This window comes from Pseudomonas sp. GB2N2 (genome assembly GCF_054897705.1).
Genome location: NZ_CM142701.1, coordinates 4,320,128 through 4,346,749 on the forward strand (window position 1 = coordinate 4,320,128; position 26,622 = coordinate 4,346,749).

Annotated in this window: 23 protein-coding genes and 1 pseudogene; 18 read left to right on the plus strand and 6 right to left on the minus strand. The window is 60.2% G+C overall.

The window, feature by feature from the left end:
• The first annotated feature begins 78 nt into the window (after positions 1 to 78).
• From tauA to tauD, 4 genes are read left to right on the plus strand one after another with little or no spacing between them, the layout of a single operon-like run.
• Complete coding sequence (gene tauA, locus ACYZT4_RS19900) at positions 79 to 1,056, plus strand: taurine ABC transporter substrate-binding protein (RefSeq protein ID WP_461982517.1); 978 nt, start codon at positions 79 to 81, stop codon at positions 1,054 to 1,056.
• Positions 1,057 to 1,072: 16 nt separating this feature from the next.
• Positions 1,073 to 1,867 carry a taurine ABC transporter ATP-binding subunit gene (gene tauB, locus ACYZT4_RS19905; RefSeq protein WP_461982519.1) on the plus strand — a complete coding sequence of 265 codons (795 nt, stop codon included), beginning with the start codon at positions 1,073 to 1,075 and terminating at the stop codon, positions 1,865 to 1,867.
• Positions 1,864 to 2,697, plus strand: coding sequence for a taurine ABC transporter permease TauC (tauC, locus tag ACYZT4_RS19910; RefSeq protein ID WP_461982521.1), 834 nt, complete (start codon positions 1,864 to 1,866; stop codon positions 2,695 to 2,697). Before tauB ends, tauC begins: the two co-directional genes overlap by 4 nt.
• Positions 2,698 to 2,752: 55 nt before the next feature.
• Positions 2,753 to 3,595 (plus strand): taurine dioxygenase, encoded by an 843-nt coding sequence (gene tauD / locus ACYZT4_RS19915; RefSeq protein WP_461982523.1) that lies wholly within the window; start codon positions 2,753 to 2,755, stop codon positions 3,593 to 3,595.
• Positions 3,596 to 3,755: 160 nt separating this feature from the next.
• On the opposite strand, the gene mgrA is transcribed toward tauD, so the two are convergent.
• Positions 3,756 to 4,793 carry an L-glyceraldehyde 3-phosphate reductase gene (gene mgrA / locus ACYZT4_RS19920; RefSeq protein WP_461982525.1) on the minus strand — a complete coding sequence of 346 codons (1,038 nt, stop codon included), beginning with the start codon at positions 4,791 to 4,793 and terminating at the stop codon, positions 3,756 to 3,758.
• 190 nt (positions 4,794 to 4,983) lie between these two features.
• Here mgrA and ACYZT4_RS19925 point away from each other — a divergent pair.
• Positions 4,984 to 5,115 (plus strand): annotated as a pseudogene (locus ACYZT4_RS19925) (SDR family oxidoreductase); the annotation flags it as partial.
• 144 nt (positions 5,116 to 5,259) lie between these two features.
• Complete coding sequence (locus tag ACYZT4_RS19930; protein WP_461982527.1) at positions 5,260 to 5,520, plus strand: hypothetical protein; 261 nt, start codon at positions 5,260 to 5,262, stop codon at positions 5,518 to 5,520.
• Between the two features lie 2 nt (positions 5,521 to 5,522).
• Here the strand turns inward: ACYZT4_RS19930 and betT are convergent, their stop codons facing one another.
• Positions 5,523 to 7,478, minus strand: coding sequence for a choline transporter BetT (gene betT, locus ACYZT4_RS19935; protein ID WP_461988747.1), 1,956 nt, complete (start codon positions 7,476 to 7,478; stop codon positions 5,523 to 5,525).
• Positions 7,479 to 7,878: 400 nt separating this feature from the next.
• Positions 7,879 to 8,805 carry a serine O-acetyltransferase EpsC gene (epsC, locus tag ACYZT4_RS19940; protein ID WP_461982529.1) on the minus strand — a complete coding sequence of 309 codons (927 nt, stop codon included), beginning with the start codon at positions 8,803 to 8,805 and terminating at the stop codon, positions 7,879 to 7,881.
• A gap of 190 nt (positions 8,806 to 8,995) precedes the next feature.
• On the opposite strand from epsC, the gene ACYZT4_RS19945 reads away from it, so the two are divergent.
• From ACYZT4_RS19945 to ACYZT4_RS20000, 12 genes are all read left to right on the plus strand, one after another.
• Positions 8,996 to 9,988 (plus strand): D-cysteine desulfhydrase, encoded by a 993-nt coding sequence (locus ACYZT4_RS19945; protein WP_461982531.1) that lies wholly within the window; start codon positions 8,996 to 8,998, stop codon positions 9,986 to 9,988.
• A gap of 229 nt (positions 9,989 to 10,217) precedes the next feature.
• On the plus strand, positions 10,218 to 11,018 hold the full coding sequence (gene tcyJ / locus ACYZT4_RS19950) for a cystine ABC transporter substrate-binding protein (RefSeq protein ID WP_461982533.1): 801 nt from the start codon (positions 10,218 to 10,220) through the stop codon (positions 11,016 to 11,018).
• The gene (gene tcyL, locus ACYZT4_RS19955) at positions 11,018 to 11,683 is read left to right on the plus strand and encodes a cystine ABC transporter permease (RefSeq protein ID WP_461982535.1); all 666 of its coding nucleotides are present in this window, start codon (positions 11,018 to 11,020) and stop codon (positions 11,681 to 11,683) included. Before tcyJ ends, tcyL begins: the two co-directional genes overlap by 1 nt.
• 4 nt (positions 11,684 to 11,687) lie before the next feature.
• A complete protein-coding gene (gene tcyN / locus ACYZT4_RS19960) occupies positions 11,688 to 12,443 on the plus strand; it encodes an L-cystine ABC transporter ATP-binding protein TcyN (RefSeq protein ID WP_461982537.1) in 756 nt (251 codons plus the stop codon).
• 486 nt (positions 12,444 to 12,929) lie between these two features.
• Positions 12,930 to 13,649 carry a hypothetical protein gene (locus tag ACYZT4_RS19965; RefSeq protein WP_461982540.1) on the plus strand — a complete coding sequence of 240 codons (720 nt, stop codon included), beginning with the start codon at positions 12,930 to 12,932 and terminating at the stop codon, positions 13,647 to 13,649.
• 357 nt (positions 13,650 to 14,006) lie between these two features.
• Positions 14,007 to 15,248, plus strand: coding sequence for an SfnB family sulfur acquisition oxidoreductase (locus ACYZT4_RS19970; protein ID WP_461982542.1), 1,242 nt, complete (start codon positions 14,007 to 14,009; stop codon positions 15,246 to 15,248).
• A gap of 37 nt (positions 15,249 to 15,285) precedes the next feature.
• Positions 15,286 to 16,479, plus strand: a complete 1,194-nt coding sequence (locus ACYZT4_RS19975) for an SfnB family sulfur acquisition oxidoreductase (protein WP_461982544.1) — start codon at positions 15,286 to 15,288, stop codon at positions 16,477 to 16,479.
• Positions 16,479 to 17,837 carry an LLM class flavin-dependent oxidoreductase gene (locus ACYZT4_RS19980; RefSeq protein ID WP_461982546.1) on the plus strand — a complete coding sequence of 453 codons (1,359 nt, stop codon included), beginning with the start codon at positions 16,479 to 16,481 and terminating at the stop codon, positions 17,835 to 17,837. The genes ACYZT4_RS19975 and ACYZT4_RS19980 overlap by 1 nt, the downstream gene beginning before the upstream one ends.
• Before the next feature lie 128 nt (positions 17,838 to 17,965).
• On the plus strand, positions 17,966 to 18,775 hold the full coding sequence (locus ACYZT4_RS19985; protein ID WP_461982548.1) for a MetQ/NlpA family ABC transporter substrate-binding protein: 810 nt from the start codon (positions 17,966 to 17,968) through the stop codon (positions 18,773 to 18,775).
• Between the two features lie 2 nt (positions 18,776 to 18,777).
• Positions 18,778 to 19,899, plus strand: a complete 1,122-nt coding sequence (locus ACYZT4_RS19990; protein WP_461982550.1) for a methionine ABC transporter ATP-binding protein — start codon at positions 18,778 to 18,780, stop codon at positions 19,897 to 19,899.
• The gene (locus ACYZT4_RS19995) at positions 19,889 to 20,533 is read left to right on the plus strand and encodes a methionine ABC transporter permease (RefSeq protein ID WP_461982552.1); all 645 of its coding nucleotides are present in this window, start codon (positions 19,889 to 19,891) and stop codon (positions 20,531 to 20,533) included. Before ACYZT4_RS19990 ends, ACYZT4_RS19995 begins: the two co-directional genes overlap by 11 nt.
• 55 nt (positions 20,534 to 20,588) lie before the next feature.
• A complete protein-coding gene (locus ACYZT4_RS20000) occupies positions 20,589 to 21,218 on the plus strand; it encodes a class I SAM-dependent methyltransferase (protein ID WP_461982554.1) in 630 nt (209 codons plus the stop codon).
• 91 nt (positions 21,219 to 21,309) lie between these two features.
• Here the strand turns inward: ACYZT4_RS20000 and ACYZT4_RS20005 are convergent, their stop codons facing one another.
• From ACYZT4_RS20005 to ACYZT4_RS20015, 3 genes are read right to left on the minus strand one after another with little or no spacing between them, the layout of a single operon-like run.
• Entirely contained in the window at positions 21,310 to 24,363 is a 3,054-nt protein-coding gene (locus ACYZT4_RS20005) for an efflux RND transporter permease subunit (RefSeq protein ID WP_461982556.1), read from the minus strand.
• Positions 24,360 to 25,427, minus strand: a complete 1,068-nt coding sequence (locus ACYZT4_RS20010; protein ID WP_461982558.1) for an efflux RND transporter periplasmic adaptor subunit — start codon at positions 25,425 to 25,427, stop codon at positions 24,360 to 24,362. The genes ACYZT4_RS20005 and ACYZT4_RS20010 overlap by 4 nt, the downstream gene beginning before the upstream one ends.
• Positions 25,424 to 26,527, minus strand: a complete 1,104-nt coding sequence (locus ACYZT4_RS20015; RefSeq protein WP_461982560.1) for an efflux RND transporter periplasmic adaptor subunit — start codon at positions 26,525 to 26,527, stop codon at positions 25,424 to 25,426. The genes ACYZT4_RS20010 and ACYZT4_RS20015 overlap by 4 nt, the downstream gene beginning before the upstream one ends.
• Between the last annotated feature and the right edge of the window lie 95 nt (positions 26,528 to 26,622).

The window sequence follows — 26,622 nt, forward strand, 5'->3', positions numbered from 1 at the left end:
AGTTATTTATTTTCGGATTCTTAGATCATTTAGTCTCCTGTCACACCGGTCCTCGGTCGCCTGATATGGAGCTCCCCAATGAAACTGCACTTCCCCCTTCGCCTCCTGGCGGCCGCGTCTCTGGCTGCGGCGAGTCTGTTTGCCCAGGCGGCTGACGTAACGGTCGCCTACCAGACCACCGTGGACCCAGCGAAAGTCGCCCAGGCCGACGGTGCCTACGAAAAAGCCACGAACGCCAAGATCGACTGGCGCAAATTTGATAACGGTGCCGACATCATCGCGGCCATCGCCTCCGGCGACGTGCAAATCGGTTACCTCGGCTCCAGCCCCCTGACGGCGGCAATCACACGCAAGGTTCCGGTAGAAACGTTCCTCATCGCCACCCAGATTGGCGCCGCTGAAGCGCTGGTTGCCCGTGACGGTTCCGGGATCAAGACCCCACAGGACCTGATCGGCAAGAAAGTTGCCGTGCCGTTCGTGTCCACCGGCCACTACAGCCTGCTCGCCGCACTGAAGCACTGGAACATCGACCCGTCGAAAGTCACCATCCTCAACCTCGCGCCGCCAGCGATCATTGCTGCCTGGAAACGCGGTGACATCGACGCCACTTACGTTTGGGACCCCGCCCTGGGCGTGGCCAAGGAAAACGGCAAAGTGCTGATCACCTCCGGCGAACTGGCCAAGTTTGGCGCACCGACGTTCGATGCCTGGATCGTGCGTAAAGACTTCGCCGAGAAACACCCGGAAATCGTCACCGCGTTCGCCAAAGTCACCTTGGATGCCTACGCCGATTACCGCAAAGACCCGAAAGCCTGGCTCGCCAATCAATCCAACGTCGACAAGCTTGTGAAATTGTCGGGCGCCAAGGCCAGCGACATTCCGCTGCTGCTGCAAGGCAACGTCTACCCACTGGCGGCTGATCAAGTGATCACGCTCGGCGCACCGACCACCAAAGCCATCACCGACACGGCCGTGTTCCTGAAAGAACAAGGCAAGGTGGAAGCCGTACTGCCGGACTACGCGCCGTTTGTCAGTGCCAAGTTCATCACCAACTGATCGGGAGTGAATTGCGATGGCTTTGCTTCAGCTGGAGCGCATCAGCGCACAGTACCCCGGCAGTCCGGAACCGGTGCTGGCGGATATTTCCCTGAGCCTGGGGCCCCAGCAATTGCTGGTTGCCCTCGGCCCGTCCGGCAGTGGCAAGACTTCGCTGTTGAACCTGATTGCCGGTTTCGTCGAGCCCAGCGCCGGGCGCATCACCCTTGACGGTGTGCCGGTCAAAGGCCCGAGCGCCGAACGCGGCGTGGTGTTCCAGGACGATGCCTTGCTGCCTTGGCAAGACGTGCTGGCCAACGTCGGTTTCGGCCTGGAACTGGCCGGTGTGTCCCGAGAAAAACGCGAAATTCGCGCACGGGAAATGCTCTCGCTGGTGGACCTGTCCGGTTTCGAACACCGGCGCATCTGGCAGCTTTCGGGCGGCCAGAAACAACGCGTCGGTCTGGCCCGCGCACTCGCGGCTGATCCACGCGTCCTGCTGATGGACGAACCCTTCGGCGCCCTCGACGCCTTCACTCGCGAACAGATGCAAGAGTTGTTGCTGCAAGTCTGGCAGCGCACCGCCAAACCGGTATTCCTGATTACCCACGACATCGAAGAAGCGGTGTTCCTCGCCACGGATCTGATTTTGCTGGCGCCCAACCCTGGGCAAATCGTCGAGCGCCTGAGTCTGGATTTCGGTCAGCGTTACGCCGCCGGTGAGTCGGCACGGGCGATCAAGTCCGATCCGCGCTTCATCGAAACCCGTGAACACGTGCTCGGCAAAGTGTTCAACCAACGCAGCGCCGCCACGCGGCAGGAGCGCGCATGAGCAGCTATGAAATCCCGGTCGTGACGGCGAAACCCGGCTCGACGGTGATTCCGATTCGTCGCAGTTTGAGCACGCGCTGGATCAGCGTGCTGACGCTGGCCACCCTGGTTGCCCTGTGGTGGGCCGTCACCGCCACGGGCATGATCGAACCGCTGTTCCTGCCGCCACCGTCCGCCGTGCTGCAAAAAGGCTGGCTGCTGGCGACCACCGGCTACATGGACTCAACCTTGTGGCAACACCTGGGCTCGAGCCTCAGCCGCATAGGCCTGGGTCTCGGCTTTGCTGTGTTGACTGCCGTGCCGGTCGGCATTGCCATCGGCCACAACCGCATCGCCCGCGGCATTTTCGATCCGCTCATCGAGTTTTATCGACCAATTCCGCCACTGGCTTACCTTCCGCTGATCGTGATCTGGTGCGGTATTGGCGAGCTGTCGAAAGTCTTGCTGATCTACCTGGCGATTTTCGCCCCGATCGCCATCGCCACTGCCACCGGGGTGCGCACGGTCGACCCGGCCAAATTGCGCGCGGCGCAGTCGTTGGGCGCGACCAAAGCGCAGTTGATTCGCCACGTCATTTTGCCCAGCGCCTTGCCGGACATTTTGACCGGTGTGCGCATCGGTCTGGGTGTGGGCTGGTCGACCTTGGTCGCCGCCGAACTGATCGCGGCCACCAGCGGTTTGGGCTTCATGGTGCAGTCTGCCGCGCAGTTCCTGGTCACCGATGTGGTGGTGCTGGGGATTCTGGTGATTGCGCTGATCGCCTTCGCCATGGAAATGGGCCTGCGTGCCCTGCAGCGCAAGCTGGTGCCGTGGCACGGCCAAGCGCACTGAAGATTTGTCATTGACCATGCCGACAGCTCGGCACCCCGGATTGAAGAGAAAGACCATGAGTAACCTGACCATCGTCCCCCTCAGCTACGCGCTGGGCGCGCAGATCAGCGGCATCGACATCAGCCAGCCGCTGAACCTGGAACAGCGCGATACCATTGAGCAGGCACTGCTCAAACATCAAGTGCTGTTCTTCCGCGACCAGCCGATCACACCGCAGCAACAGGCGCGTTTCGCCGCCCACTTCGGTGACCTGCACATTCACCCGATCTACCCGAACGTACCGGAACAGCCGGAAGTGCTGATCCTCGACACCGCCGTCACCGACGTGCGCGACAACGCGATCTGGCACACCGACGTAACCTTCCTGCCGACCCCGGCGATGGGCGCGGTGTTGAGTGCAAAACTGCTGCCGGAGTTTGGCGGCGACACGCTGTGGGCCAGCGGCATTGCGGGGTATGAAGCGCTGTCGGCGCCCATGAAAAGCTTGCTTGAAGGGCTGACGGCAACGCACGACTTCACTCGCTCGTTTCCGCTGGAGCGTTACGGCAATACGCCCGAAGCCTTGGCCCAGTGGGAAGAAGCGCGGCGGAAAAACCCGCCGCTGTCGCACCCGGTGATTCGCACGCATCCGGTGAGTGGGCGTCGTTCATTGTTCGTCAACGAGGGCTTCACGTCGAAGATCAATGAGCTCTCGGACACCGAAAGCGAGGCGATTCTTAAGTTGCTGTTTGCGCACGCCACAAGGCCCGAATTCACCATTCGCTGGCGCTGGCAGCAGGACGACATCGCATTCTGGGATAACCGCGTGACACAGCATTACGCGGTGGATGATTACCGCCCGGCGCGGCGGGTGATGCAGCGGGCAACGGTGTTGGGGGATGTGCCGTTTTTCCAGTAAACCCTGATTTTTCATGGACTGTTCTGACCCCATCGCGAGCAGGCTCACTCCTGCAAAGTTCTCGGTTGGCCACACATTTTGTGGCCAACACCCAACCACTGTAGGAGCGAGCCTGCTCGCGATGCGCGCTACAGACGCCAGATAATCCGGCGCCGAACACTTATTCAGCCGTCGAAGGTTTTTCCCACAGATTGATCCCGCCTTCCTGGGCAAACCGGTCAATCTCCGCCAGCTCTTCTGCGCTGAAGCTCAAATTCTTCAACGCCCCGACGTTCTCGATAATCTGCTCTGGACGGCTCGCACCGATCAGCGCCGAGGTCACGCGCGGATCGCGCAGCGTCCAGGCCAACGCCAGTTGCGCCAGACTCTGACCACGACGCTTGGCAATCTCGTTGAGCCCGCGTACATGGGCGATGTTGGCTTCGGACAAGTGCGAGGACTGCAACGAACCACCGCCCGGACGGTTGACCCGCGCATCCTTCGGAATGCCGTTGAGGTATTTGTCGGTAAGCAGGCCCTGAGCCAATGGCGTGAAGGCAATCACTCCAGTGCCCAGTTCATCGGTGACGTCCAGCAAGTCTTTTTCCACCCAACGATTGAGCAGGTTGTAGGCCGGTTGATGAATCAGCAACGGCACTTTCCATTCCTGCAGCAGCGCGGCCATTTCACGGGTTTTCACCCCGGAATAGGACGAGATGCCAATGTACAGCGCCTTGCCCTGCTGCACCGCCGTGGCCAATGCGCTGGCGGTTTCTTCCAGCGGCGTGTCCGGGTCGAAACGGTGTGAATAGAAAATGTCGACATAGTCCAGACCCAGACGCTGCAGGCTCTGATCAAGGCTGGCCAACACGTATTTGCGTGAACCACCACCCTGCCCATAAGGACCCGGCCACATGTCCCAACCGGCCTTGCTCGAGATGATCAACTCGTCGCGATACTGCTTGAAGTCTTCACGCAGCAAACGGCCAAAGTTGATCTCGGCGCTGCCGTACGGCGGGCCGTAGTTGTTGGCCAGGTCGAAGTGGTTGATCCCCAGATCGAACGCCGTGCGCAGCAATGCGCGCTGTGTGTCGATCGGCGTGCTGTCGCCGAAGTTATGCCACAGGCCCAGGGACAACGCCGGCAACACCAGTCCGCTGCGACCAACGCGGCGATAGGGGATGGAGTCGTAGCGATTTTCGGCAGCGGTGTACGTCATCGAATGCTCTCTTGTCTGTCTTGAAGTGGTTATCGACTGCTTCGCGAGTTGCAGCATACGCCGAGATAAACGCCGATAAACCTCCGACTGGAGAAAATGCTGAAACGTTTCACAGATTTGCAGCGTTCACCGTGCGTCCGCAAACTGACCGCTTTGACTTGATCCACGTGGCTCCTTGCAATTGTTGGCGTTCTCCAGGATGCCGCCGCTGGAACGTCTGGCTCAGCCGGAGGATATGGCGTGTGTGGTGTCTTTTCTGCTGGGGCCGGATTCAGCTTGGGTCAACGGGCAGGTTCTGCGGGTGAATGGCGGGTTGGTTTAAGCTGGTTTGTACGCAGGGCCGACGCCATCGCTGGCAAGCCAGCTCCTACACTGAATTTGCATCGTTCAAAGATCCATTGTAGGAGATGGCTTGCCAGCGATGAGGGCCTCAAGAACAGCACACATCTGCAGGGAGGAACGCACCATGCACACCACGATCATCATCACCTTCGGCCTGATCCTGCTGGCGCTGATGCTGTTCATCGGCGAGAAAATCGGCTTCAGCCGCCAGACCATGACCTACAGCTTCATCGTCCTGTGGCTGGCCCTGACGATGATCAACGGCGCCATCGGCGTGGTCACCGCGGGCCAGCCCGTGACGACGGAGCTGGTGGTCGGCAGCATTGTGTTCGGCGTGCCGGTGGCGGCGTTGGTGCTGTTCATGGTGTTGAGCAGCGAGAGCTAGGATCAACGCACCAAATGCAAAAACTGCATGTGCCGTTCGTACTGATCGAGAATGTCGTTGATCACCTGTTCCTTGGTGTAACCCACCAGATCATAGTCCTGGCTGCCCTCGGCCAAATGCACTTCGGCCCGGTAGTAACGGCGATTGTTGAGTTCCTTGGAACCCATGCCGCCACGGGCGAATGAAGGCGTGAAGTAGCCACGCATCTGCACCTGATAGATGAACGGATGCTCCTCGCCATGGCCGATTTCCAGGCTGACGTTATCGTTGGCCGGGTCGGGCTGAGTGACCACGTTCAAACCTTTCTCGACGAACACCGCCGTCACCTCTTCGATCGCCGGGCGTACCGTCGTATCAAGGAAGCGGTAGACCTCATCCCGCGACGGGAAATGCACCGCCTGGCTCAGGCGCTGCCGCCAACCGCCACGCCGCGAACCGGACACCGGCGCCAGCGAATGCAGCTGTGCGATTTGCTTCTGCGACTCCAGATAAAACGCCTTGTGCAGGCCCCACATCATCAACAGCAAAATCATCGAGAATGGCAACGAGGTCAGCACCACCGCCGACTTCAGCGCATCGATGCTGCCGGAGAACAACAGTGCGCTGGTCACCAGCGCGGTCATCGCGCCCCAGAACACCCGCAGCCATTTCGGCCCGTCTTCATCCGGGTTGCCGCCCTTCGCCGAAAGCGTCGACAGCACCACAGTGCCAGAGTCGGCCGAGGTGACGAAGAACACGAAGCTGATGAACACCGTGACCGCAATCACGGTTTTGCTCCACGGGTAGGTTTCCAGCAGTAGATAAAGGGTCATCGACGGATTATCGATGGCCGACATGCCTAGCGCGCTCATGCCGTGATTGAGCACTTGATCGATGGCGCTGTTGCCGAAGATCGACATCCACGCCAAGGTGAACCCGAGCGGAATCAACAACACGCCGAAGACGAATTCGCGGATGGTCCGGCCACGGGAAATCCGTGCGATGAACAGGCCCACGAACGGCGACCACGCGATCCACCAGGCCCAATAAAATACCGTCCAGCCGCCCAGCCAATCGCTGGGTTTGTCGTAGGCGTAGAGGTCGAAGCTCTTCATCGGCAACGCGCCGAGGTAATCGCCGATGTTCTGGATCAGGGTGTTGAGCAAGTGCTGCGTGGGGCCGGCGAACAGTACGAACAGCAGTAACGCACAGGCCAGCAGCATGTTGATGTCGGACATGACCCGCACGCCTTTATCGACGCCGGACACCGCGACGATGATCGCCGCGCCCATCATCAGCGTGATCAGACCGACCTGGATCCACTGGGTGTGAGCGATGCCGAACAGGTAGTCGAGCCCCGAGTTGAGGTGCAACACGCCGAAGCCCATGTCGGCGCCGAGGCCGAACACCGTGGCGATGATGCCGAAGCCGTCCACTGCGTAACCGATCGGCCCGTTAATGCGCTTGCCGATCAACGGATACAGCGCCGAACGCAAGGCCAGCGGCAGGTTGTGGCGGTAGGCGAAGTAGGCCAGCGCCATGCCGACGAAGGCAAATACGCCCCAACCGTGCAGGCCCCAGTGCAGAAACAGAATCTGCATCGCCTGGCGCGCCGCGTCTGCCGTGCCGGCCTCGCCTTGCGGTGGTTGCGACAGGTGAGTCAGCGGTTCGGACACGCAAAAGAAAAACAGCGTGATGCTGATCCCGGCGGCGAACAGCATGCCGGCCCACGACAGGTAACTGAATTCGGGCTCGTCGTGGTCGGCACCGAGCTTGATCTTGCCGTAGCCGGACAAGGCGGTGACCACCACGAAGACCAGATACAGGGTCATCGCGAGCATGTAGTACCAGCCGACCGTATTGGCCGCCCAGTTTTGCGCTTGCAGAAGCCAGGCACCAGCCTGTTCGGGCATGGCAATGACGACGATACCGAACAGCAGGATGAAGCTCGCCGCGAAGTAAAATACCGGCGGATTCATGCGGACCTGGCCGCTGGCGGGGGTGGACGGTGCACTCATGTGCAGTGCGCCTCAAGGGGGTGAAACCGGACAATCAATGACGGACTCGGCAAGGGCAAGCCTCCTGTTGTGAGCGGGCAGCAAACCGGCGGTTTAACTTGAATGAGCGTTCAAGTTAAACATGAATAGGGTGCTAAGGACTAATCGCAGGGCTCGACGGTACTGTTTGTACGCTAGCTCAAGGATGGGTATGACGCGGGGGTTGGGGGATTCGTTCACTGGAGAATTGGCTGAATGCCATTATCTCGGTTTGCCTTGAGATCCAATCGCTGGCAAGCCAGCTCCCACAGGTACTGTGCATAAGACCTGTGGGAGCTGGCTTGCCAGCAATGGCGTCGGCAAGGTCGCTAGAGATCGGACCTTACTTCTGCGCCCCATCATCATGCTGCAAATTCGCCTGCGTCAGGTTCGCCCCCGCCGGCACACTGCGCGTCAGCCAGACGTTGCCGCCAATGGTCGAACCCTTGCCGATGGTGATCCGCCCCAGAATCGTCGCGCCGGCATAGATCACCACATCATCTTCAACGATCGGATGCCGCGCATGCCCCTTCTGCAACTGGCCGTCTTCGTCCGACGGGAAGCGCTTGGCGCCCAGCGTCACGGCCTGATAAATGCGCACGCGCTCGCCGATGATCGCAGTCTCGCCGATCACCACGCCGGTCCCATGATCGATGAAGAAACTGCGGCCGATCTCCGCACCCGGGTGAATGTCGATACCGGTCGCCGAGTGCGCGATTTCGGCGCTGATCCGCGCCAGCAACGGCAGCCCGGCGCGGTACAAATGGTGGGCAAGACGATGGTGAATCACCGCCAGAATGCCCGGATAGCACAGCAACACTTCGTCGACACTGCGGGCCGCCGGGTCGCCGTGATAGGCCGCCAGCACATCGGTGTCCAACACGCTGCGCAATCCCGGCAGAGCCAAGGCAAATCCCTGAATGATCTGAATGGTCCGGGCTTCGACTTCAGCATCGGCCTGATCACTGTGGCGAGCGGCGTAACGCAATTCCAGACGCGCCTGAGCCAGCAATGCATTCAGCGCGACGTCCAGCGTATGGCCGACGTAAAAATCTTCACTCTCTTCGCGCAGGTCCACCGGGCCGAGGCGCATCGGGAACAACGCACCGCACAGCGCTTCCAGAATCTCGGCCATGGCCGCTCGCGAAGGCAATTCACGACCGCCCTGCTCGCCGCTGACTCGGCCGTTTTGCGCACGCCACTGATCGCGCGCCGTGCGCAGCTGGCTGACGATGGTCTGCAATTGCCAATGGCTGGAACGCTCGGTCACGGTAAAAACTCCACACGGGCGGCCGGACTGTCTGGCCGCGCTGACGGCGATTACTTTACGGCAAGGTCTGCAGGCCAAATTAAGAACCGATTGTGCTGTGCTCAGCACTTTCAGCTATAAGCGATTGACGGTTGCCCACACCTATAGCCGTGCCTATAGTCCTGACATCCTTCACCGCCAGTACGGACCCATGATCAAACAACAGCTCGCCCGTTTCGACCGCCTCGATCTGCTCGGCCACCCGACCCCTCTGGAAAAACTTGAACGCCTGTCTGCCTGGCTGGGCCGCGACGTGTACGTCAAACGCGACGACCTGACGCCACTGGCGTTGGGCGGCAACAAGCTGCGCAAACTTGAATACCTCGGCGCCGATGCGCTGGCGAAGGGTGCGGACACGCTGATCACTGCTGGCGCGCTGCAATCCAACCATGTGCGCCAGACCGCCGCGCTCGCCGCCAAACTCGGCCTGGGCTGCGTCGCATTGCTGGAAAATCCGCTGGGCACCGACGACGCCAACTACACAGGCAACGGCAATCGGCTGTTGCTCGATTTGTTCGATACCAAGGTCGAATTGGTGGAAAACCTCGACAACGCTGACGAGCAGTTGGAGGCGTTGGCCGCACGTCTGCGCAACAACGGCAAGAAGCCGTACCTGGTGCCGATCGGAGGCTCAAACGCTTTAGGCGCTTTGGGCTATGTGCGGGCCGGGCTTGAATTGGCGGAACAGATCAAGGACACCGGCCTGACCTTCGCCGCCGTGGTGCTGGCCTCTGGCAGCGCCGGGACGCACAGTGGCCTGGCGCTTGCGTTGAGCGAAGTGTTGCCGGATCTGCCGGTGATTGGCGTCACGGTTTCCCGCAGCGATGAAGATCAGCGACCCAAGGTTCAGGGCCTGGCCGAACGCACCGCTGCGTTGCTGGGAGTGCAGCTGCCGGCGAGTTTCAAGGTCGAATTGTGGGACGAGTATTTCGCCCCGCGCTACGGCGAGCCGAATGCCGGGACATTGGCGGCGGTCAAACTGCTGGCGAGTCAGGAAGGTCTGTTGCTGGACCCGGTATATACCGGCAAAGCCATGGCCGGGTTGCTCGACGGGATCGGGCGTCAGCGCTTTTATGAAGGGCCGATTATCTTCCTGCACACCGGCGGCGCACCGGCATTGTTTGCGTACAACTCGTCATTCTGAGAGCGCTGCGCGGTCTATCCGACACATATTCCTTTAAGGAATAACAAAAACTGTATTTATTATTTTCGTATCTAAAAGCGCCATCATATAGTCATGCCGCAGGCGCATTTGCAGCGAGACGCATCAGCTGCTTTAGGGCAGGATATCCCAGTCGTCCACATCCCGATTTTGCCAACATTCCTAAAAGCGTCGTCATAAAAAACTCTTCATAAAACAACAGGGGCTTGACATGAATTTTTCCGTACTACGTCGAAATCTGCTGGTAGGTTCGCTGGGCCTGGCGCTGAGCGCCGGCCTGCTGGGGCAAGCGGTTGCCGGTGAGCAGCTGCAAAAAATCAAGGACGCTGGCGTGATCAACGTCGGCCTGGAAGGCACTTACCCACCGTTCAGTTTCGTCGACGCCGACGGCAAACTGGCCGGCTTCGAAGTCGAATTCTCCGAAGCCCTGGCCAAAGAGCTGGGCGTGAAGGTCAAACTGCAACCGACCAAATGGGACGGCATCCTCGCGGCGCTGGAATCCAAGCGTCTGGACGCAGTGATCAACCAAGTGACCATCTCCGAAGAACGCAAGAAGAAGTATGACTTCTCCGAGCCGTACACCGTTTCCGGGATTCAGGCGCTGGTGCTGACCAAAAAGGCTGCGGAGCTGAACATCAAGACCGCCGCCGACCTGGGTGGCAAGAAAGTCGGCGTAGGCCTGGGCACCAACTACGAGCAATGGGTGAAAGCCAACGTGCCGACCGCTGACGTGCGCACCTATGAAGATGATCCAAGCAAATTCGCCGACCTGCGTAACGGCCGCACCGACGCCATTCTGATCGACCGTCTCGCCGCTCTGGAATACGCCAAGAAAGCCAAGGACACTTCCGCCGCCGGCGAAGCATTCTCCCGTCAGGAAGCCGGTATCGCCCTGCGCAAAGGCGAGCCTGAGCTGCTGGCCGCAGTGAACAAGGCCATCGACAAGCTGCGTGCCGACGGTACGCTGAAAAAGCTTTCGGAAAAATACTTCAGCGCTGACGTCACTCAATAATGGAAGAAGCTTTCCAACTGGCGCTGGACTCCGCGCCCTTTCTGCTGAAGGGCGCGTACTACACGGTAATCCTCAGCCTGGGCGGGATGTTCTTCGGTCTGGTGATGGGTTTCGGCCTGGCGTTGATGCGTCTGTCGCGCTTCAAACTGGTGAGCTGGCTGGCCCGCATCTACGTGTCGTTCTTTCGCGGCACGCCGTTGCTGGTGCAACTGTTCGTGATCTATTACGGCTTGCCGCAATTGGGCATCGAACTTGATCCGCTGCCAGCAGCCCTGATCGGCTTCTCGCTGAACATGGCGGCTTATGCCTGCGAAATCCTGCGTGCCGCGATCAGCTCCATCGAGCGCGGCCAGTGGGAAGCGGCTGCGAGTATCGGCATGACCCGCGCGCAGACCCTGCGCCGGGCCATCATCCCGCAAGCGATGCGCACCGCATTGCCGCCGCTCGGCAACAGCTTTATCTCGCTGGTCAAGGACACGGCGCTGGCGGCCACCATTCAGGTGCCGGAACTGTTCCGCCAGGCGCAGCTGATTACCGCCCGGACCTTCGAAATTTTCACCATGTACCTTGCCGCCGCGCTGATCTACTGGATTCTGGCCACGGTGCTTTCGCACTTCCAGAACCAGTTGGAAGCACGGGTCAATCGGCACGACCAGGAGTCCTGACCCCATGATTGTCGTGGAAAAACTGACAAAGCAGTTCAAGGGTCAAGTGGTGCTTAACGGCATTGATCTGGAAGTGAAGGAAGGCGAGGTCGTCGCGATCATCGGGCCGAGCGGCTCGGGGAAAACCACGTTCCTGCGTTGCCTGAATTTTCTCGAAGAACCCACCAGCGGCCGGATCAAGGTCGGTGACATCGAGATCGATGGCAGCCGTCCCTTGAATCAGCAGCAAACGCTGGTGCGGCGCTTGCGTCAGCACGTGGGCTTCGTGTTCCAGAATTTCAACCTGTTCCCGCATCGCACCGCCCTGGAAAACGTCATCGAAGGCCCGATCATCGTCAAGAAGATCCCGCACGACGAAGCCGTTGCCCTGGGTAAAAAGCTGCTGGCCAGGGTCGGCCTGGCGGGCAAGGAAGACGCTTACCCGCGACGCCTTTCCGGTGGTCAGCAACAGCGTGTGGCGATTGCCCGGGCGCTGGCGATGGAACCGGAAGTCATTCTGTTCGACGAACCCACCTCAGCGCTCGATCCGGAGTTGGTAGGTGAAGTGCTGGCGACCATCCGCAGCCTGGCCGAAGAGAATCGCACCATGGTAATTGTCACCCATGAAATGGGCTTTGCCCGTGACGTCGCCAATCGCGTAGTGTTTTTCGACAAGGGCGTGATCGTCGAACAAGGCGAAGCCAAGGCGCTGTTTGCCAATCCAAGGGAAGAACGGACCAAACAGTTTCTCAGCAAGTTCCTTAATAACGCTCACAACTAAAACACCCTCGTACCACCGGGCAACTTCCATGGATGGAAGCACCCCACCCGCTTATAAAAAAACCCCACAAACCTATATAAATGTGTCCGTACGATAGGCGTCTTCTTGTGCGCGTGCGCGGTACATATGTATGCCCTGTGGACTGACTGACGCCTTTACTATCATCGCTCCTGAAATATGAAGAGAGGCGATAAACCAATGTTTCAGCCCGGTAGACACGGCTTGTTATGGCAGCTATTGCAGACAGAGCGCTATGGTTAATTAACATCGACGTGTAGGAGTTTTCTGAATAACGCCAGATTCAGTCTTTAACCAATTCACTCTATTGACTCTCGTCGATGCGCACTCTTATCTAGTCTTCAGCAATCGACACCCATCACGCTCAATCATTATTCCAATTAAGTTAATGAACGGTTTTGCTGTTCGTAATTCGCATTTTTGATTTTCCGGAAATGGACTTCGCTGCAAGACTTCAAGGAGAAACCCATGAACAATATCTCGAACAAACCCGAACTCGCCGCACCGACCGTGATGCAATCACACAAGAGCGGCATCAACGTGATTTCGGCGGCTCACCTACTGATCGATGTGGCGCCTTACCCTGGCATGGACAAAGGTGACCTGATCGAGCTGTTCTGGGAAAACTGTTACGTCGCCTCCAGAGTGCTGGATGCCGACGACGTCGGCAAAGCCGTCAGCCTGCGAGTGCCGGAAAGCTTCATCGCCAATGGCTCCTCACGCATCCATTACCGCGTCATGCAAGTCGGCCATGGAGCTGCGCTGTCCCCGACAACACGCGTCCTGATCAAGCTCGACTGCCCGGGTGGCCAGTTGCATGCGCTGTGCGGTGATGAAAACCAGAGCCTGGCGCCGGTGATCATTCCCGAAACGATCCGCCGTCAGGGCGTCAATCCGAACCAGATCAAGCGCGGCGTTCCGTTGACTATCGATCCGTATCTGAACATGGCTGCCGACGACGAAATCACCCTGCGCTGGGGTGATGTGCGCATGGACCTGCCACGGCTCAAAGCCAGTGAGGTGGGCAAGCCAATTCAGGTATGGGTGCCGCCGGCGATCATCCTTGAAGCGGGGGAGGACCTGCGGCTGGAAGTAACCTATTGCATCCTCGACCGTGTGGGCAACAACTCCCGCTGGGCACCGGCGCGCACGTTGAAAATCGGTTGCACCAAGGTCCGCCCTCTGTAGGAACGAGCCTGCTCGCGATGGACTGAAGGACGCCGTGATCATCCAGGAAAACCACGTCATCGTTAACGCCCATCGCGAGCAGGCTCGCTCCTGCAAAAGCGTGTCTGTTGCTGCACGAACAAACTGTTGCCCTGGGAACAGTTGCTCACGACACACTTCTATCTATATTCCCAAAAGTTAGTTTATTAATTATTTATACGCGCTTAGGGTATATGCACCGGACCACCGGACATTCTTGTTTTTACTTCGCCGCAACCATCGCGGCGTTTCCATGAGATGTGAGGTAGGTATGGTCCGGAACACAATCACCCCAGTGCAGATCGCCAGGGCATTGCGTGCAGCCAAGGAGCGGCTCTGATGTCCAGTCTGGCAGAAGCCACCGTCCAGAGTGATCTGGACATCGCCCCGCTGTTGTTGCCCGCGCAGGTGTTGCGCAATGACGCGCAAGCCATCAAGGCCGCTCATGAGCTGGCGCAAGTCGCCCGCCTGCAGGCGTCCAAACGGGACCAGCAACGCAAGTTGCCGTGGTCGGACATCGAACAGTTCACCCGCAGCGGTCTCGGCAGCATTGCCATACCGCGCGAATACGGTGGCCCGCAGGTGTCGTTCGTGACCCTGGCCGAGGTCTTCGCGATTATTTCCGCGGCTGACCCGGCATTGGGCCAAATCCCGCAGAACCAGTTTGGCATTCTCAATCTAGTGCTCGGCAGTGCCACCGAAGCGCAGAAAAAGCAGCTGTTCAAAAGCGTGCTCGAAGGCTGGCGCATCGGCAATGCCGGCCCGGAACGGGGCACAAAAAACACCCTGGAACTCAAGGCACGGATCACCGCCGACGGCGACGGCTTTGTCATCAGCGGGCAGAAGTTTTACTCCACCGGCGCATTGTTCGCCCACTGGGTCGCGGTCAAGGCGTTGAACGACGACGGCAAGCAAGTGTTGGCCTTCGTCCGTCGCGGCACGCCGGGCCTACGCATCGTCGATGACTGGTCCGGTTTCGGCCAGCGCACCACTGCCAGCGGCACCATTTTGCTCAACAACGTGAGGGTCGACGCCGAGCTGGTGGTGGATAACTGGAAGATCAACGACACACCGAACATCCAGGGTTCCGTCTCGCAGCTGATTCAAGCGGCCATCGACGCCGGCATCGCTCGCGGCGCCATCGATGACGCCATCGAATTTGTGAAAACCCGCGCCCGTCCGTGGATCGACGCCAAGGTCGAGCGCGCCAGCGATGATCTCTACGTGATTGCCGATATCGGCAAACTGAAAATCGAACTGCACGCCGCCGAAGCGCTACTGCGCAAGGCCGGCCAGGTACTGGATCAGGTCAACGCCGCGCCACTCACCGCCGAGTCTGCCGCACGCGCCTCGATTGCCGTGGCGGAAGCCAAAGTGCTGACCACCGAGATCTCGCTGCTGGCCAGCGAAAAGCTCTTCGAACTGGCCGGCAGCCGCGCCACCCTCGCCGAATTCAACCTTGATCGCCATTGGCGCAATGCTCGCGTGCACACGCTGCATGACCCGGTGCGCTGGAAGTATCACGCCGTCGGTGCCTATCACCTCAACGGCACGCTGCCCGCTCGTCATTCCTGGATCTAACGACCAGACATTTTTGACCAGATCTCTGGAGAAACACATGCCCATTTCTCACCACGTCGCGGTCATAACCAGCGATGAGCAAGCCCTGATTGTCGCCACCGACCTGGCCGAAGATTTCAAACGCGACAGCGCCCTGCGTGACCGCGAACGTCGCCTGCCGCACCCGGAACTGGAAGTGTTTTCCCGCTCGGGCCTGTGGGGCATCAGTGTGCCGAAAGAGTACGGCGGAGCGGGCGTATCCAACGTCACGCTGGCCAAGGTGATCGCCTTGATCGCCCGGGCTGACGGTTCGCTCGGGCAAATTCCGCAGAACCATTTTTACGCCCTTGAAGTACTGCGCGTGAACGGCAGCGCCGAGCAGAAAAAGCGTCTTTATGCCGACGTGTTGGCCGGCCAGCGATTCGGCAATGCACTCGCTGAACTCGGCACCAAAACCGCAAGCGACCGAACCACCAGCCTGAAGCGGGACGTAGATGGCTATCGCATCAACGGCCGCAAGTTCTACGCCACGGGCGCAATCTACGCGCAACGCATCCCGACCTCAGTCGTGGATGAAAACGGCGTGCAGCAACTGGCGTTCGTCCCGCGCGACAGCAAAGGCCTGACCGTTATCGATGACTGGAGCGGTTTCGGCCAGCGCACCACCGGCAGCGGTTCGGTGGTGTTCGAAGACGTCTACGTCGCCGCCGAAGACGTGATCCCGTTTCAAAGCGCTTTCGAACGCCCGACGACCGTCGGCCCATTGGCGCAGATTCTTCACGCCGCCATCGACACCGGCATCGCCCGCGCGGCGTATGAAGATGCGCTGCATTTCGTGCGCACCAAAACCCGGCCGTGGATTGATGCCACCCATGAAAAAGCCACCGACGACCCGCTGACCATCAAAAGCTTCGGCTACTTGAGCATTCGTCTGCACGCCACCGAAGCACTGCTGGAACGCTCGGGCGAATTCCTTGACAAGGCCCAGGCCGACACCAACGCCGAGACCGTCGCCGCCGCGTCGATTGCCGTCGCCGAGGCGCGGGCCATCAGCACCGAAATTTCTCTCGCCGCCGGCAGCACGCTGTTCGAACTGGCCGGCAGCCAGGCCACCCTGATCGAGCACGGCCTTGATCGCCACTGGCGTAACGCGCGGGTGCACACGCTGCACGACCCGGTGCGCTGGAAATATCACGCGGTCGGCAACTATTACCTCAACGATGAAAACCCGCCGCTGCGGGGGACCATTTGATGACCGACGCTAAAAAGAAAATCCTGCTCAACGCGTTCAACATGAACTGCATCGGGCACATCAATCATGGCTTGTGGACGCACCCACGGGACACCTCCACCCAATACAAAACTATTGAATACTGGACCGAACTGGCGCAGTTGCTCGAGCGCGGTTTGTTCGACGGCTTGTTCATCGCCGACATCGTCGGTGTGTACGACGTCTACCAGAACTCGGTCGATGTGCCGTTGAAAGAGTCGATCCAGCTGCCGGTCAACGATCCGCTGTTGCTGGTCTCAGCGATGGCCGCCGTAACGAAAAACCTCGGCTTCGGCCTCACCGCCAACCTGACGTATGAGCCGCCGTACCTGTTCGCCCGGCGCATGTCGACCCTCGATCATTTGAGCCGCGGTCGGGTGGGCTGGAACATTGTCACGGGCTACCTCGACAGCGCCGCCAAAGCCATGGGCCTGAGCGAGCAGGTCGAGCATGACCGTCGTTACGACCAGGCCGATGAATACCTGGAAGTGCTCTACAAACTCTGGGAGGGCAGCTGGGAAAACGGCGCGGTGCTCAACGATCCACAGCAACGGATCTACGCGCAGCCAGACAAAGTGCACAAGGTCGAGCACAAGGGCGAGTTCTATCAGGTCGAGGGTTATCATCTCTGCGAGCCGTCGCCGCAACGCACGCCGGTGCTGTTCCAGGCCGGCAGTTCGGATCGCGGTTTACTGTTCGCCGGGCGTCATGCCGAGTGCGTATTCATCAGCGGACAGACCAAGCCTTCGACCAAGGTTCAGGTGGACAAGGTGCGCGCCAGCGCCGTCGATGCCGGGCGCAATCCCGAGGACATCAAGGTGTTCATGGGCCTGAACGTGATTGTCGGCGCCACCGAAGAACTCGCTTGGGCCAAGCACGCCGAGTACCTGAGCTACGCCAGCGCCGAGGCCGGTGTGGCGCATTTCTCCGCGTCCACCGGGATCGATTTCTCCGAGTACGACATCGACGAACCGATCCAGTACGTGAAGAGCAACGCGATCCAGTCCGCCACCAAGAACCTGCAAAACAACGACTGGACCCGGCGCAAATTGCTCGAGCAACACGCCCTCGGTGGTCGCTACATCACCGTGGTCGGTTCACCGGAACAAGTGGCCGACGAGCTGGAATCCTGGATCGCCGAGACCGGGCTGGATGGCTTCAACCTGACCCGGATCGTCACGCCAGAAAGCTATGTGGATTTTATTGATCTGGTGATTCCCGAGCTGCAGCGTCGCGGGTCGTACAAGACCGCTTATGACGATGGCAGCCTGCGCGAGAAGCTGTTTCACGCCGAGGCGCATTTGCCGGAGCAACACACGGGTTCCGCGTTTCGACGCTAAAAGCATCGCTGGCAAGCCAGCTCCCACAGGGTTCTCGGGCGCTCAAAAAATCCCCGTGGGAACTGGCTTGCCAGCGATGAGGCCCGCCATGAAACCCAAAAATTAATGCACTGACTGGAAATCTCATTATGAAAAAGCACTACCTCTCTCACCCAGTCAAAGCACTGGCCCTGGCCCTCGGCCTGTTCAGCTCCATCACCTTCGCCGCCGACGCGCCGCTGAAAGTCGGGACCACTGCCGCTTTCGCCATCTCGCTGGAAGCCGCCGTCGAAGAAGCCAACAAACAAGGGCTCAAGGTCGAACTCGTCGAGTTCACCGACTGGATCGCCCCCAACGTCAGCCTCGCCGCCGGTGACATCGACGTGAACTACTTCCAGCACGTGCCGTTCCTGGAAAACGCCAAGGCCGCCGCCGGTTTTGACCTGGTGCCGTTCGCGCCGGGGATCATCAACAACGTCGGCCTCTACTCGAAAAAATACAAAAGCTTCGACGAGCTTCCTGAAGGCGCCAGCGTCGCCATTGCCAACGACCCGATCAACAGCGGTCGCGGTCTGCAACTGCTGGCCAAAGCCGGGCTGATCACCCTCAAACCGGGTGTCGGCTACAAGGCCACCGAAGAAGACATCATCGCCAATCCGAAGAAAATCAAAATCCTCCAGGTCGAAGCCGTGCAACTGGTGCGCGCCTATGACGACGCCGATCTGGTCCAGGGCTACCCGGCCTACATTCGCCTGGCGAAGACCTTTGATGCCGGTTCCGCGCTGCTGTTCGACGGCCTCGACCACAAGGAATACGTGATCCAGTTCGTGATCCAGCCGAAAAGCAAAACCGACCCGCGCCTGATCAAATTCGTCGACATTTACCAGCACTCGCCAGCCGTTCGCGCTGCCCTCGATAAAGCCCACGGCAAGCTCTACCAAGCCGGTTGGGAAAGCTGAGAATGACGGCAGCGATCCAACGGCGACTGGATATTCCAGAGCCTCAGAAAGCCGAAAAGACTGAACTGCACCGTGACCTGAACCATGCTCATGTACGGTTCATCGGCCTGGGCAAGACCTACAACGGCCAGCAAGGTCCGGTGGCGGCGCTGCACGGCATCGATCTGGCGATCCAGCGCGGTGAAGTGTTCGGCATCATCGGCCGCAGCGGCGCCGGCAAGTCGTCGCTGATCCGCACCATCAACCGCCTCGAACAACCGAGCACGGGGCGTGTGCTGATCGATCAGGTGGACATCGGCGAGTTCGATGAAGACCGTCTGGTCGCGCTGCGTCGGCGCATTGGCATGATCTTCCAGCACTTCAACCTGATGTCGGCCAAGACGGTCTGGCAGAACGTCGAACTGCCACTGAAAGTTGCCGGTGTGCCGAAGGAAAAACGCCAAAAGAAAGTTCGCGAACTGCTGGAACTGGTGGGCTTGCAAGAGAAACACAAGGCGTACCCAGCGCAGCTGTCCGGCGGGCAGAAACAGCGCGTCGGCATCGCCCGTTCGCTGGTGCACGACCCGCAAATCCTGCTGTGCGACGAAGCTACGTCGGCGCTGGACCCGGAGACCACGCAATCAATCCTCGGCCTGCTGCGCGAGATCAACCAGCGCCTGGGTTTGACCATCATCCTGATCACCCACGAGATGGCGGTGATCCGCGATATCTGCGACCGCGTCGTGGTGCTGGAGCACGGGCGTATCGTCGAGCAAGGCCCGGTGTGGGAAGTGTTCGGCAACCCGCAGCATGAAGTCAGCAAGACGTTGTTGGCGCCGTTGCAGCATGCGCTGCCGCAAGAGTTGCAAAGTCGCCTTCAGGCTCAGCCACAGTCGTCGGACGCCGCCGTGGTCTTGCGTTTGCAGTTCACCGGCAGCGCCACGCACGAACCGGACCTGGCCGCACTGTTCACCGCACTCGGTGGGCGCGTGCGGTTGCTGCAAGGTGGCGTGGAACGGATTCAGGGCCACGCGTTGGGGCAATTGTTGCTGGCGGTGGCTGGCTCGGCACTCGGTGCCGAGGAACTGCGTCAGCGCGCTGCTCACTTCGCGCAACAGGTGGAGGTGCTGGGTTATGTGGTTTGATCGCTTGCTGCAAGGGTTCATCGACACGTTTTTAATGGTCGGCGTGTCCTCGCTGATCGCATTGCTGGCGGGCATTCCGATGGCGGTGATTCTGGTCACCAGCGACAAGGGTGGCATCTACCAGGCACCGATGCTCAACCGCGTGCTGGGCGCATTCGTGAACCTGTTCCGCTCGATCCCATTCCTGATTCTGATGGTGGCGCTGATTCCGTTCACGCGGTTGATTGTCGGCACTACTTACGGCGTCTGGGCCGCCGTGGTACCGCTGACGATTGCCGCTACGCCGTTTTTTGCGCGGATTGCCGAAGTCAGTTTGCGCGAGGTGGATTTTGGTTTAATCGAAGCGGCGCAGGCGATGGGCTGCCGGCGCTGGCACATCGTCTGGCATGTGTTGTTGCCTGAGGCGCTGCCGGGGATCGTCGGCGGTTTCACCATTACCTTGGTGACCATGATCAACTCGTCGGCCATGGCCGGGGCGATTGGTGCCGGTGGGCTGGGCGACATTGCCTATCGGTACGGGTATCAGCGGTTTGATAGCCAGATCATGTTGACGGTCATTGTGCTGCTGGTGGTCCTGGTGGCGGTGATTCAGTTGGGTGGGGATCGGTTGGCTCGGGGGCTCAATAAGCGTTGAGTCAGTAAGGGCATGGCGTATATTCGGCGAATCCCAATTGCCAGCGCAGCCAACCATGAAACAGTCCCCCGACGATCTTCAGCAAATCACTTCCACCACCCTCGGCCATTACAACTCGGTGGCCGAGGGTTTTCGCGAAGGGACGCGCGATCACGATGTCAGCCAGAACATCGACGCGCTGTTACGGCATATTCAAGGCGAGGCGCCGTTCGACATCCTCGACTTCGGCTGCGGTCCCGGTCGCGATTTGCAGACTTTCACGCGCATGGGCCACATAGCGGTCGGCCTCGACGGCTCGGAAAAATTTGCGCAGATGGCGCGTGAAGACAGTGGTTGCGAGGTCTGGCAGCAGGATTTTCTGAAACTTGATTTGCCGGCGGAGCGCTTCGACGGGATCTTCGCCAATGCGGTGCTGTTTCATATTCCGCGCCAGGAGTTGCCTCGGGTTTTGAAGGAGTTGCACAGGGCTTTGAAGCCGGGTGGGGTGTTGTTCAGTTCCAATCCCCGTGGCGAAAACCAGGAAGGATGGAATGGGCCGCGGTATGGGGCGTATCACGATCTTCAGGCGTGGCAGGATTTGCTGACTGCGGCGGGGTTTGTCGAGCTGGAGCATTACTACCGGCCGGAGGGACTGCCGCGGGAGCAACAGCCTTGGCTGGCGAGTGTTTGGCGTCGCGCGGATTAGGCAGATCAAAAGATCGCAGCCTGCGGCAGCTCCTACAGGGTTTTGCGTCCACCCGTAGGAGCTGCCGCAGGCTGCGATCTTTTGTTTTTTATCAGGTCGTCTCTTTCTTCGGCTCGCGGATTTTGTACCAGGCCACATACAGCGCCGGCAAAAACAGCAGCGTCAGCAACGTCGCAATAATAATCCCGCCGATCATCGCGTACGCCATCGGCCCCCAGAACACTTCCCGGGCGATCGGGATCATCCCCAAGCTCGCCGCCGCAGCCGTCAACAGAATCGGCCGACGACGGTGTTCCGTGGCTTGCGCCACCGCATCCCACGGTGCCAATCCCTCTTTCTCCAAGGCGTCGATCTGCGTCACCAGAATCACCGAGTTGCGGATGATGATGCCGATTAGCGCCAGAATCCCCAGGATCGCCACGAAGCCCATCGGCGTGCCCGTCGGGATCAACGCCAGCACCACGCCGATCAGGCCAAGCGGCGCGACGCTGGCCACCAGGAACATCTTCTGCACGCTGTGCAACTGGATCATCAGGAACGTCGCCATCAGAAACAGCATCAACGGCACGACCTTGGCAATCGGCCCCTGGGCCTTGCCGCTTTCCTCAACCGTACCGCCAGTGGCAACCTTGTAGCCCACCGGCAAACCGTCGGCGAATTTATCGATTTCCGGTTTCAGTTGCTTGACCAGATCGGTCGGTTGAATCTCGTCGCGCACCGCCGCCTTGATGGTGATGGTCGGTTTGCGGTCGCGCCGCCACACCAGCGGCTGCTCCAGTTCATAACGCACGGTCGCGAAGGCCAGCAGCGGGATCGAGGTGCCACTCGGCGTGACGATTTGCAGGTTCTGCAAGGTCTCTGGCGTACCGCGCTCGGCGTCCACCGCGCGACCGACGACGTTGATCAGGTAGATATCGTCATCGACCTGGGTCACCGGCGCACCGACCACAATGCTGTTCATCAGGTTGGCCACGTCCTCCGACGACAGCCCCAGCTGCCGCGCCTTGTCCTGGGCAATGTCGATGCGCAGGACTTTGCCCGGCTCGTTCCAGTCGTAAATGATCTCGCCGATGTGCGGGTTTTTGTCGAGTTCGGTGGCCAGCGCGATGGCCTGTTTGCGCACCTGGTCGATGTCCTTGCCGCTGACCCGGTACTGGATCGGCCGGCCCACTGGCGGGCCCATTTCCAGCGCCTGCACATAGCTGCCGATGCCGACGAAATCCTTGCGCAGGCGCTCGCGCAAACGCTGGCTCAGGGCCGTGCGCGACTCCAGGCCTTTGCTGACGATGATCAATTGCGCGTAGTACGGGTTCTGCAGTTGCTGGTCGAGAGGCAGGTAGAAACGGATCGCGCCTTCGCCGATGTAGGTGCTCCAGCGCACGATGTCCGGATCGTCCTTGAACGTCGCTTCGAGCTTGTCCACCGCCTTGCGGGTTTCGGCGATCGAGGCGTTTTGCGGCAGGTTCAGGTCGACGAGGATTTCCGGACGGTCCGAGGACGGGAAGAACTGGTTCTGCACGAACTGCATGGAGAACACCGACGCCACGAACAAGGCGATGGTGATGCCGATGGCCCACCACCGATGGCGCATGGACCAGAGCATGCCGTAATTGAATGCACGGCCGATGCGCCCGGGCTCCGTGCTGTGAGGTTTCACCTTGGCGCTGAGAATGTGCACGCCGATCACCGGCGCGAACAACACCGCGACCACCCACGACACCAGCATCGCCACCGCAATCACCGCGAACAACGTGAACGTGTACTCCCCTGCCGAACTGGCGTTGAGGCCGATGGGCACAAAACCGGCCACCGTCACCAGCGTGCCGGTGAGCATGGGGAACGCGGTCGAGGTGTAGGCGAACGTGGCCGCCTGCTCCTTGGTCTCGCCCATTTCCAGGCGCGTGACCATCATCTCCACGGTGATCATCGCGTCGTCCACCAGCAGCCCGAGGGCAATGATCAACGCGCCGAGGGAGATCCGCTGCATGGTGATGCCGCTGTATTCCATGAACACAAAGACCATCGCCAGCACCAGCGGGATCGAGCACGCCACCACCAGACCGGCGCGCACGCCGAGGCTGATGAAGCTGACAATCAGCACGATCACCACGGCTTCGAACAGCGCGCTGGTAAAGCCACCGACGGCTTTTTCCACAACATCGGCCTGGTCGGACACGTTATGTACGCCGACACCGACCGGCAGGTCAGCCGTCAGCCCGGTCATGCGCTGGTGCAGCGCCTTGCCGAATTCCTGAATGTTGCCGCCCTTCTTCATCGCGATGGCGAGGCCGATGGCCGGGTGGCCATTGAAGCGGAATTCGGGCGTTGCCGGGTCGACGTAGCCACGGCTGATCTCGGCAATGTCGGCCAGACGATAGAAGCGATCGTTGAGCCGCAGGTTGACGTTTTCCAGGTCTTTCTCGGACGCGAATTGACCCGAGGTGCGCACGGAAATTCGCTCCGGACCGGCTTCGATCACGCCGGCAGGCGTCACCGCGTTTTGCGATTGCAGGCTCTGCACCACTTGGCGCTGATCGATACCCAGCGCCGCCAGTTTGCGTGTGGAAAAATTCAGGTAGAGCACTTCATCCTGCTCACCGACCATCTCGACCTTGCCCAGGCCCGGCACTTCACGAATCTCGGCGCGCACCTGTTCGACGTAATCGCGCAACTGGCGCATCGACAAACCGTCAGCAGTAAAGGCGTACACCGAACCGAACACATCACCGAACTCGTCGTTGAACCCCGGCCCTTGCAGGCCTTTGGGGAACTGGCCGCGAATGTCGTTGATCTTCTTGCGCACCTGGTACCAGATTTCCGGAATGTCCTTGGCGCTGGTGGTGTCGCGCAGATACACAAACACCGTCGATTCGCCGGGCCGGGTGTAGCTTTTCACGTAGTCGAGGGAATCGAGCTCTTCGAGTTTTTTCTCGATGCGGTCAGTGACCTGTTTGAGGGTTTCTTCCTGGGTCGCGCCCGGCCAACTGGACTGGATAACCATGGTCTTGATGGTGAACGACGGGTCTTCCTCGCGACCGAGGTTCATGTACGAGAACACGCCCATCAGCAGGGCGACGAACATCAGGTACCAGACAAACGACTGATGCTTGAGGGCCCATTCGGATAAGTTGAAACTCCCTTTCATTGTGGGCTGTCCTCATCGATTTTCACTTTCTGCCCCGGTTTCAGGCTGTTGACGCCGGCACTGACCACTCGCTCGCCGGACTTTACGCCGCTCGCCAGGATCATGGTCGAATCGGTGCGGCTGACCAGGCTGACGTCACGTGGGGACACGGTTTGGGTGGGTGCGTCGATGACCCAGATGCGTGTTTTGCCATCGACTTCCTGCAGCGCGGTCAGTGGCAGCTCAATGCGCGGTTTGATTGCGGAACTGAGGGTGACGCTGATCGCAGTGCCCAGCCGAAAACCGGGCGGCGTGTCCGTCAGGGTCAAGCGAGCGCGGCGGGTGCGGGTGGCGCTCTGCGCCTGGGGTTCGATTTCACGAACGATGGCGGTGGTGGTGATGCTCGGGTCCAGTTGCACGGCGACCTGGAACACCACGTCCGTCGGCAACTGCTCGACCAGCGTATCGGGCAGGTCGATCACCGCTTCCTTGATGTCCGGCTGCGCCAGGGTCACCACTTGCTGGCCGGCAGTCACCACTTGCCCGGCTTCGGCATTCCACGCGGTGACGATGGCTTTGTGATCGGTGCGCAATTCGACGTAACCGAGTTGGTCCTTGGCCTGATCGACCGCGGCCTTGGCCTGGTCCATCGAGGCCTGGGTGGTTTTCAGGTCGGTCTGGGCGATGTCCAGTTGCGCCTGCGCGCCAACGCCACGATCGAACAGTTCCTGCTGACGCCGGGCGTTGGCCTGGGCGTTGATCAGCTGCGCCTGAATCTTCGCCAGATCGCCCTGGGCCGAGCGCAGCTGGTTTTGCTGATCAGTGGGGTCCAGCGTGGCGAGCAAGGCGCCCTTCTGGACTTCGGCGCCGACATCGACGTTGCGGCTGGCGATCCGTCCCGGCACACGGAAACCGACATTGGTTTCGTAACGGGCCTGAATGCTCCCGGCGAAGCGGCCGAGGGTTTCCTCGTCCAGCGCCTGGACCTTGATCGACAACACCGGACGCACTGGCTCCGGCGGTGGCTCTTTTTCCGAACAGGCCACCAGCATCACACCGGCGAGCCCCAGCAACACGCGCCTCATGGCTGGGCTCCTTCGGCCAGGTCTTTGTAGGTGTTTTCGGCGATTTCCACCTTCACCCCGGGATGCAACAACTGGCCGCCGGCAATGATGACTTTTTCACCACCCTTCAGGCCGTCGCTGATGATGACTTTGCCGGTCAGGTAACGACCGACCGTGACCGTGTGCAACTGCGCCTTGCCTTCGTCGTCCACCAGCCACACGGCCGGATCGCTGAGATTTTTGGTCAGCGCCGACCACGGCAGCTCGACGGCTGATTTGCCCGGCGTCTTCGCCGTGGCACTGACCACCGAACCGAGCTGCATGCCTTCCGGCAGCGCATCAAGGGTGACTTTGACCTGCACCGTGCCGGTCTGCGCGGACACCGCCGGAGTGATTTCCCGGACGGTGCCCTTGGTTTTGATGGCGGGGTTGTCGAGCAGGCTGACCATAATGGTTTTATCTGCCGGCGCCTCCGCCAGCAGCGATTCGTAGACGTTGAACACCGCGTCACGCTCACCGTCCCGGGCGAGGCTGAAAATCGGCATTGTCGCCTGCACCACCTGACCGACTTCGGCCTGACGGGCCGTGATAATCCCCGGCGCATCAGCGATCAGCGAGGTGTAGCCCAGTTGCTCACGGGCGTTGGCCAACTGCGCCTGGGCCGCCGTCAACGCACTTTGGCTGCTGCGCAACGCGGCTTGGGCGGAGTCGAATTCACTTTGGCTGGTGTAGCCCTTGGGCAGGAGTTTTTGCTGGCGAACGAAGGCGGCGGCGGTCTGCTTGACCCGCGCCTGCTCGGCGGTGACCTGCGCCTGGGCCGAGTCGACACTGGTTTGCAGGTCTTTCGGGTCGAGTTTGGCTAATACCTGTCTGGCTGTAACCCGGTCTCCGACATCGACCATGCGCTGGATGATCTTGCCGCCCACGCGGAAGGACAACTCAGTCTGCACGCGCGCCTGCACATCGCCGGTGAGGGTCACGGACGCGGCGTAATCCAGAGGCGTGACGGCTTGCACGAACACCCGCGGACGGTCCTTTTCGCCCTGGGGTTTTTCCCCGCAGGCGCTCAGCAGGACAAGCAGGCTCAGGCCAACCACTCTTTTCAATCCGGGACCAGCCATGCAGACTCCTTTGCGTTGTACGGACGTGCCAATGGCGATACGACTGTGAGCTTAGAACAGGGTTCAATAGGTGCACAGGTTTGCTGTTCCCACTG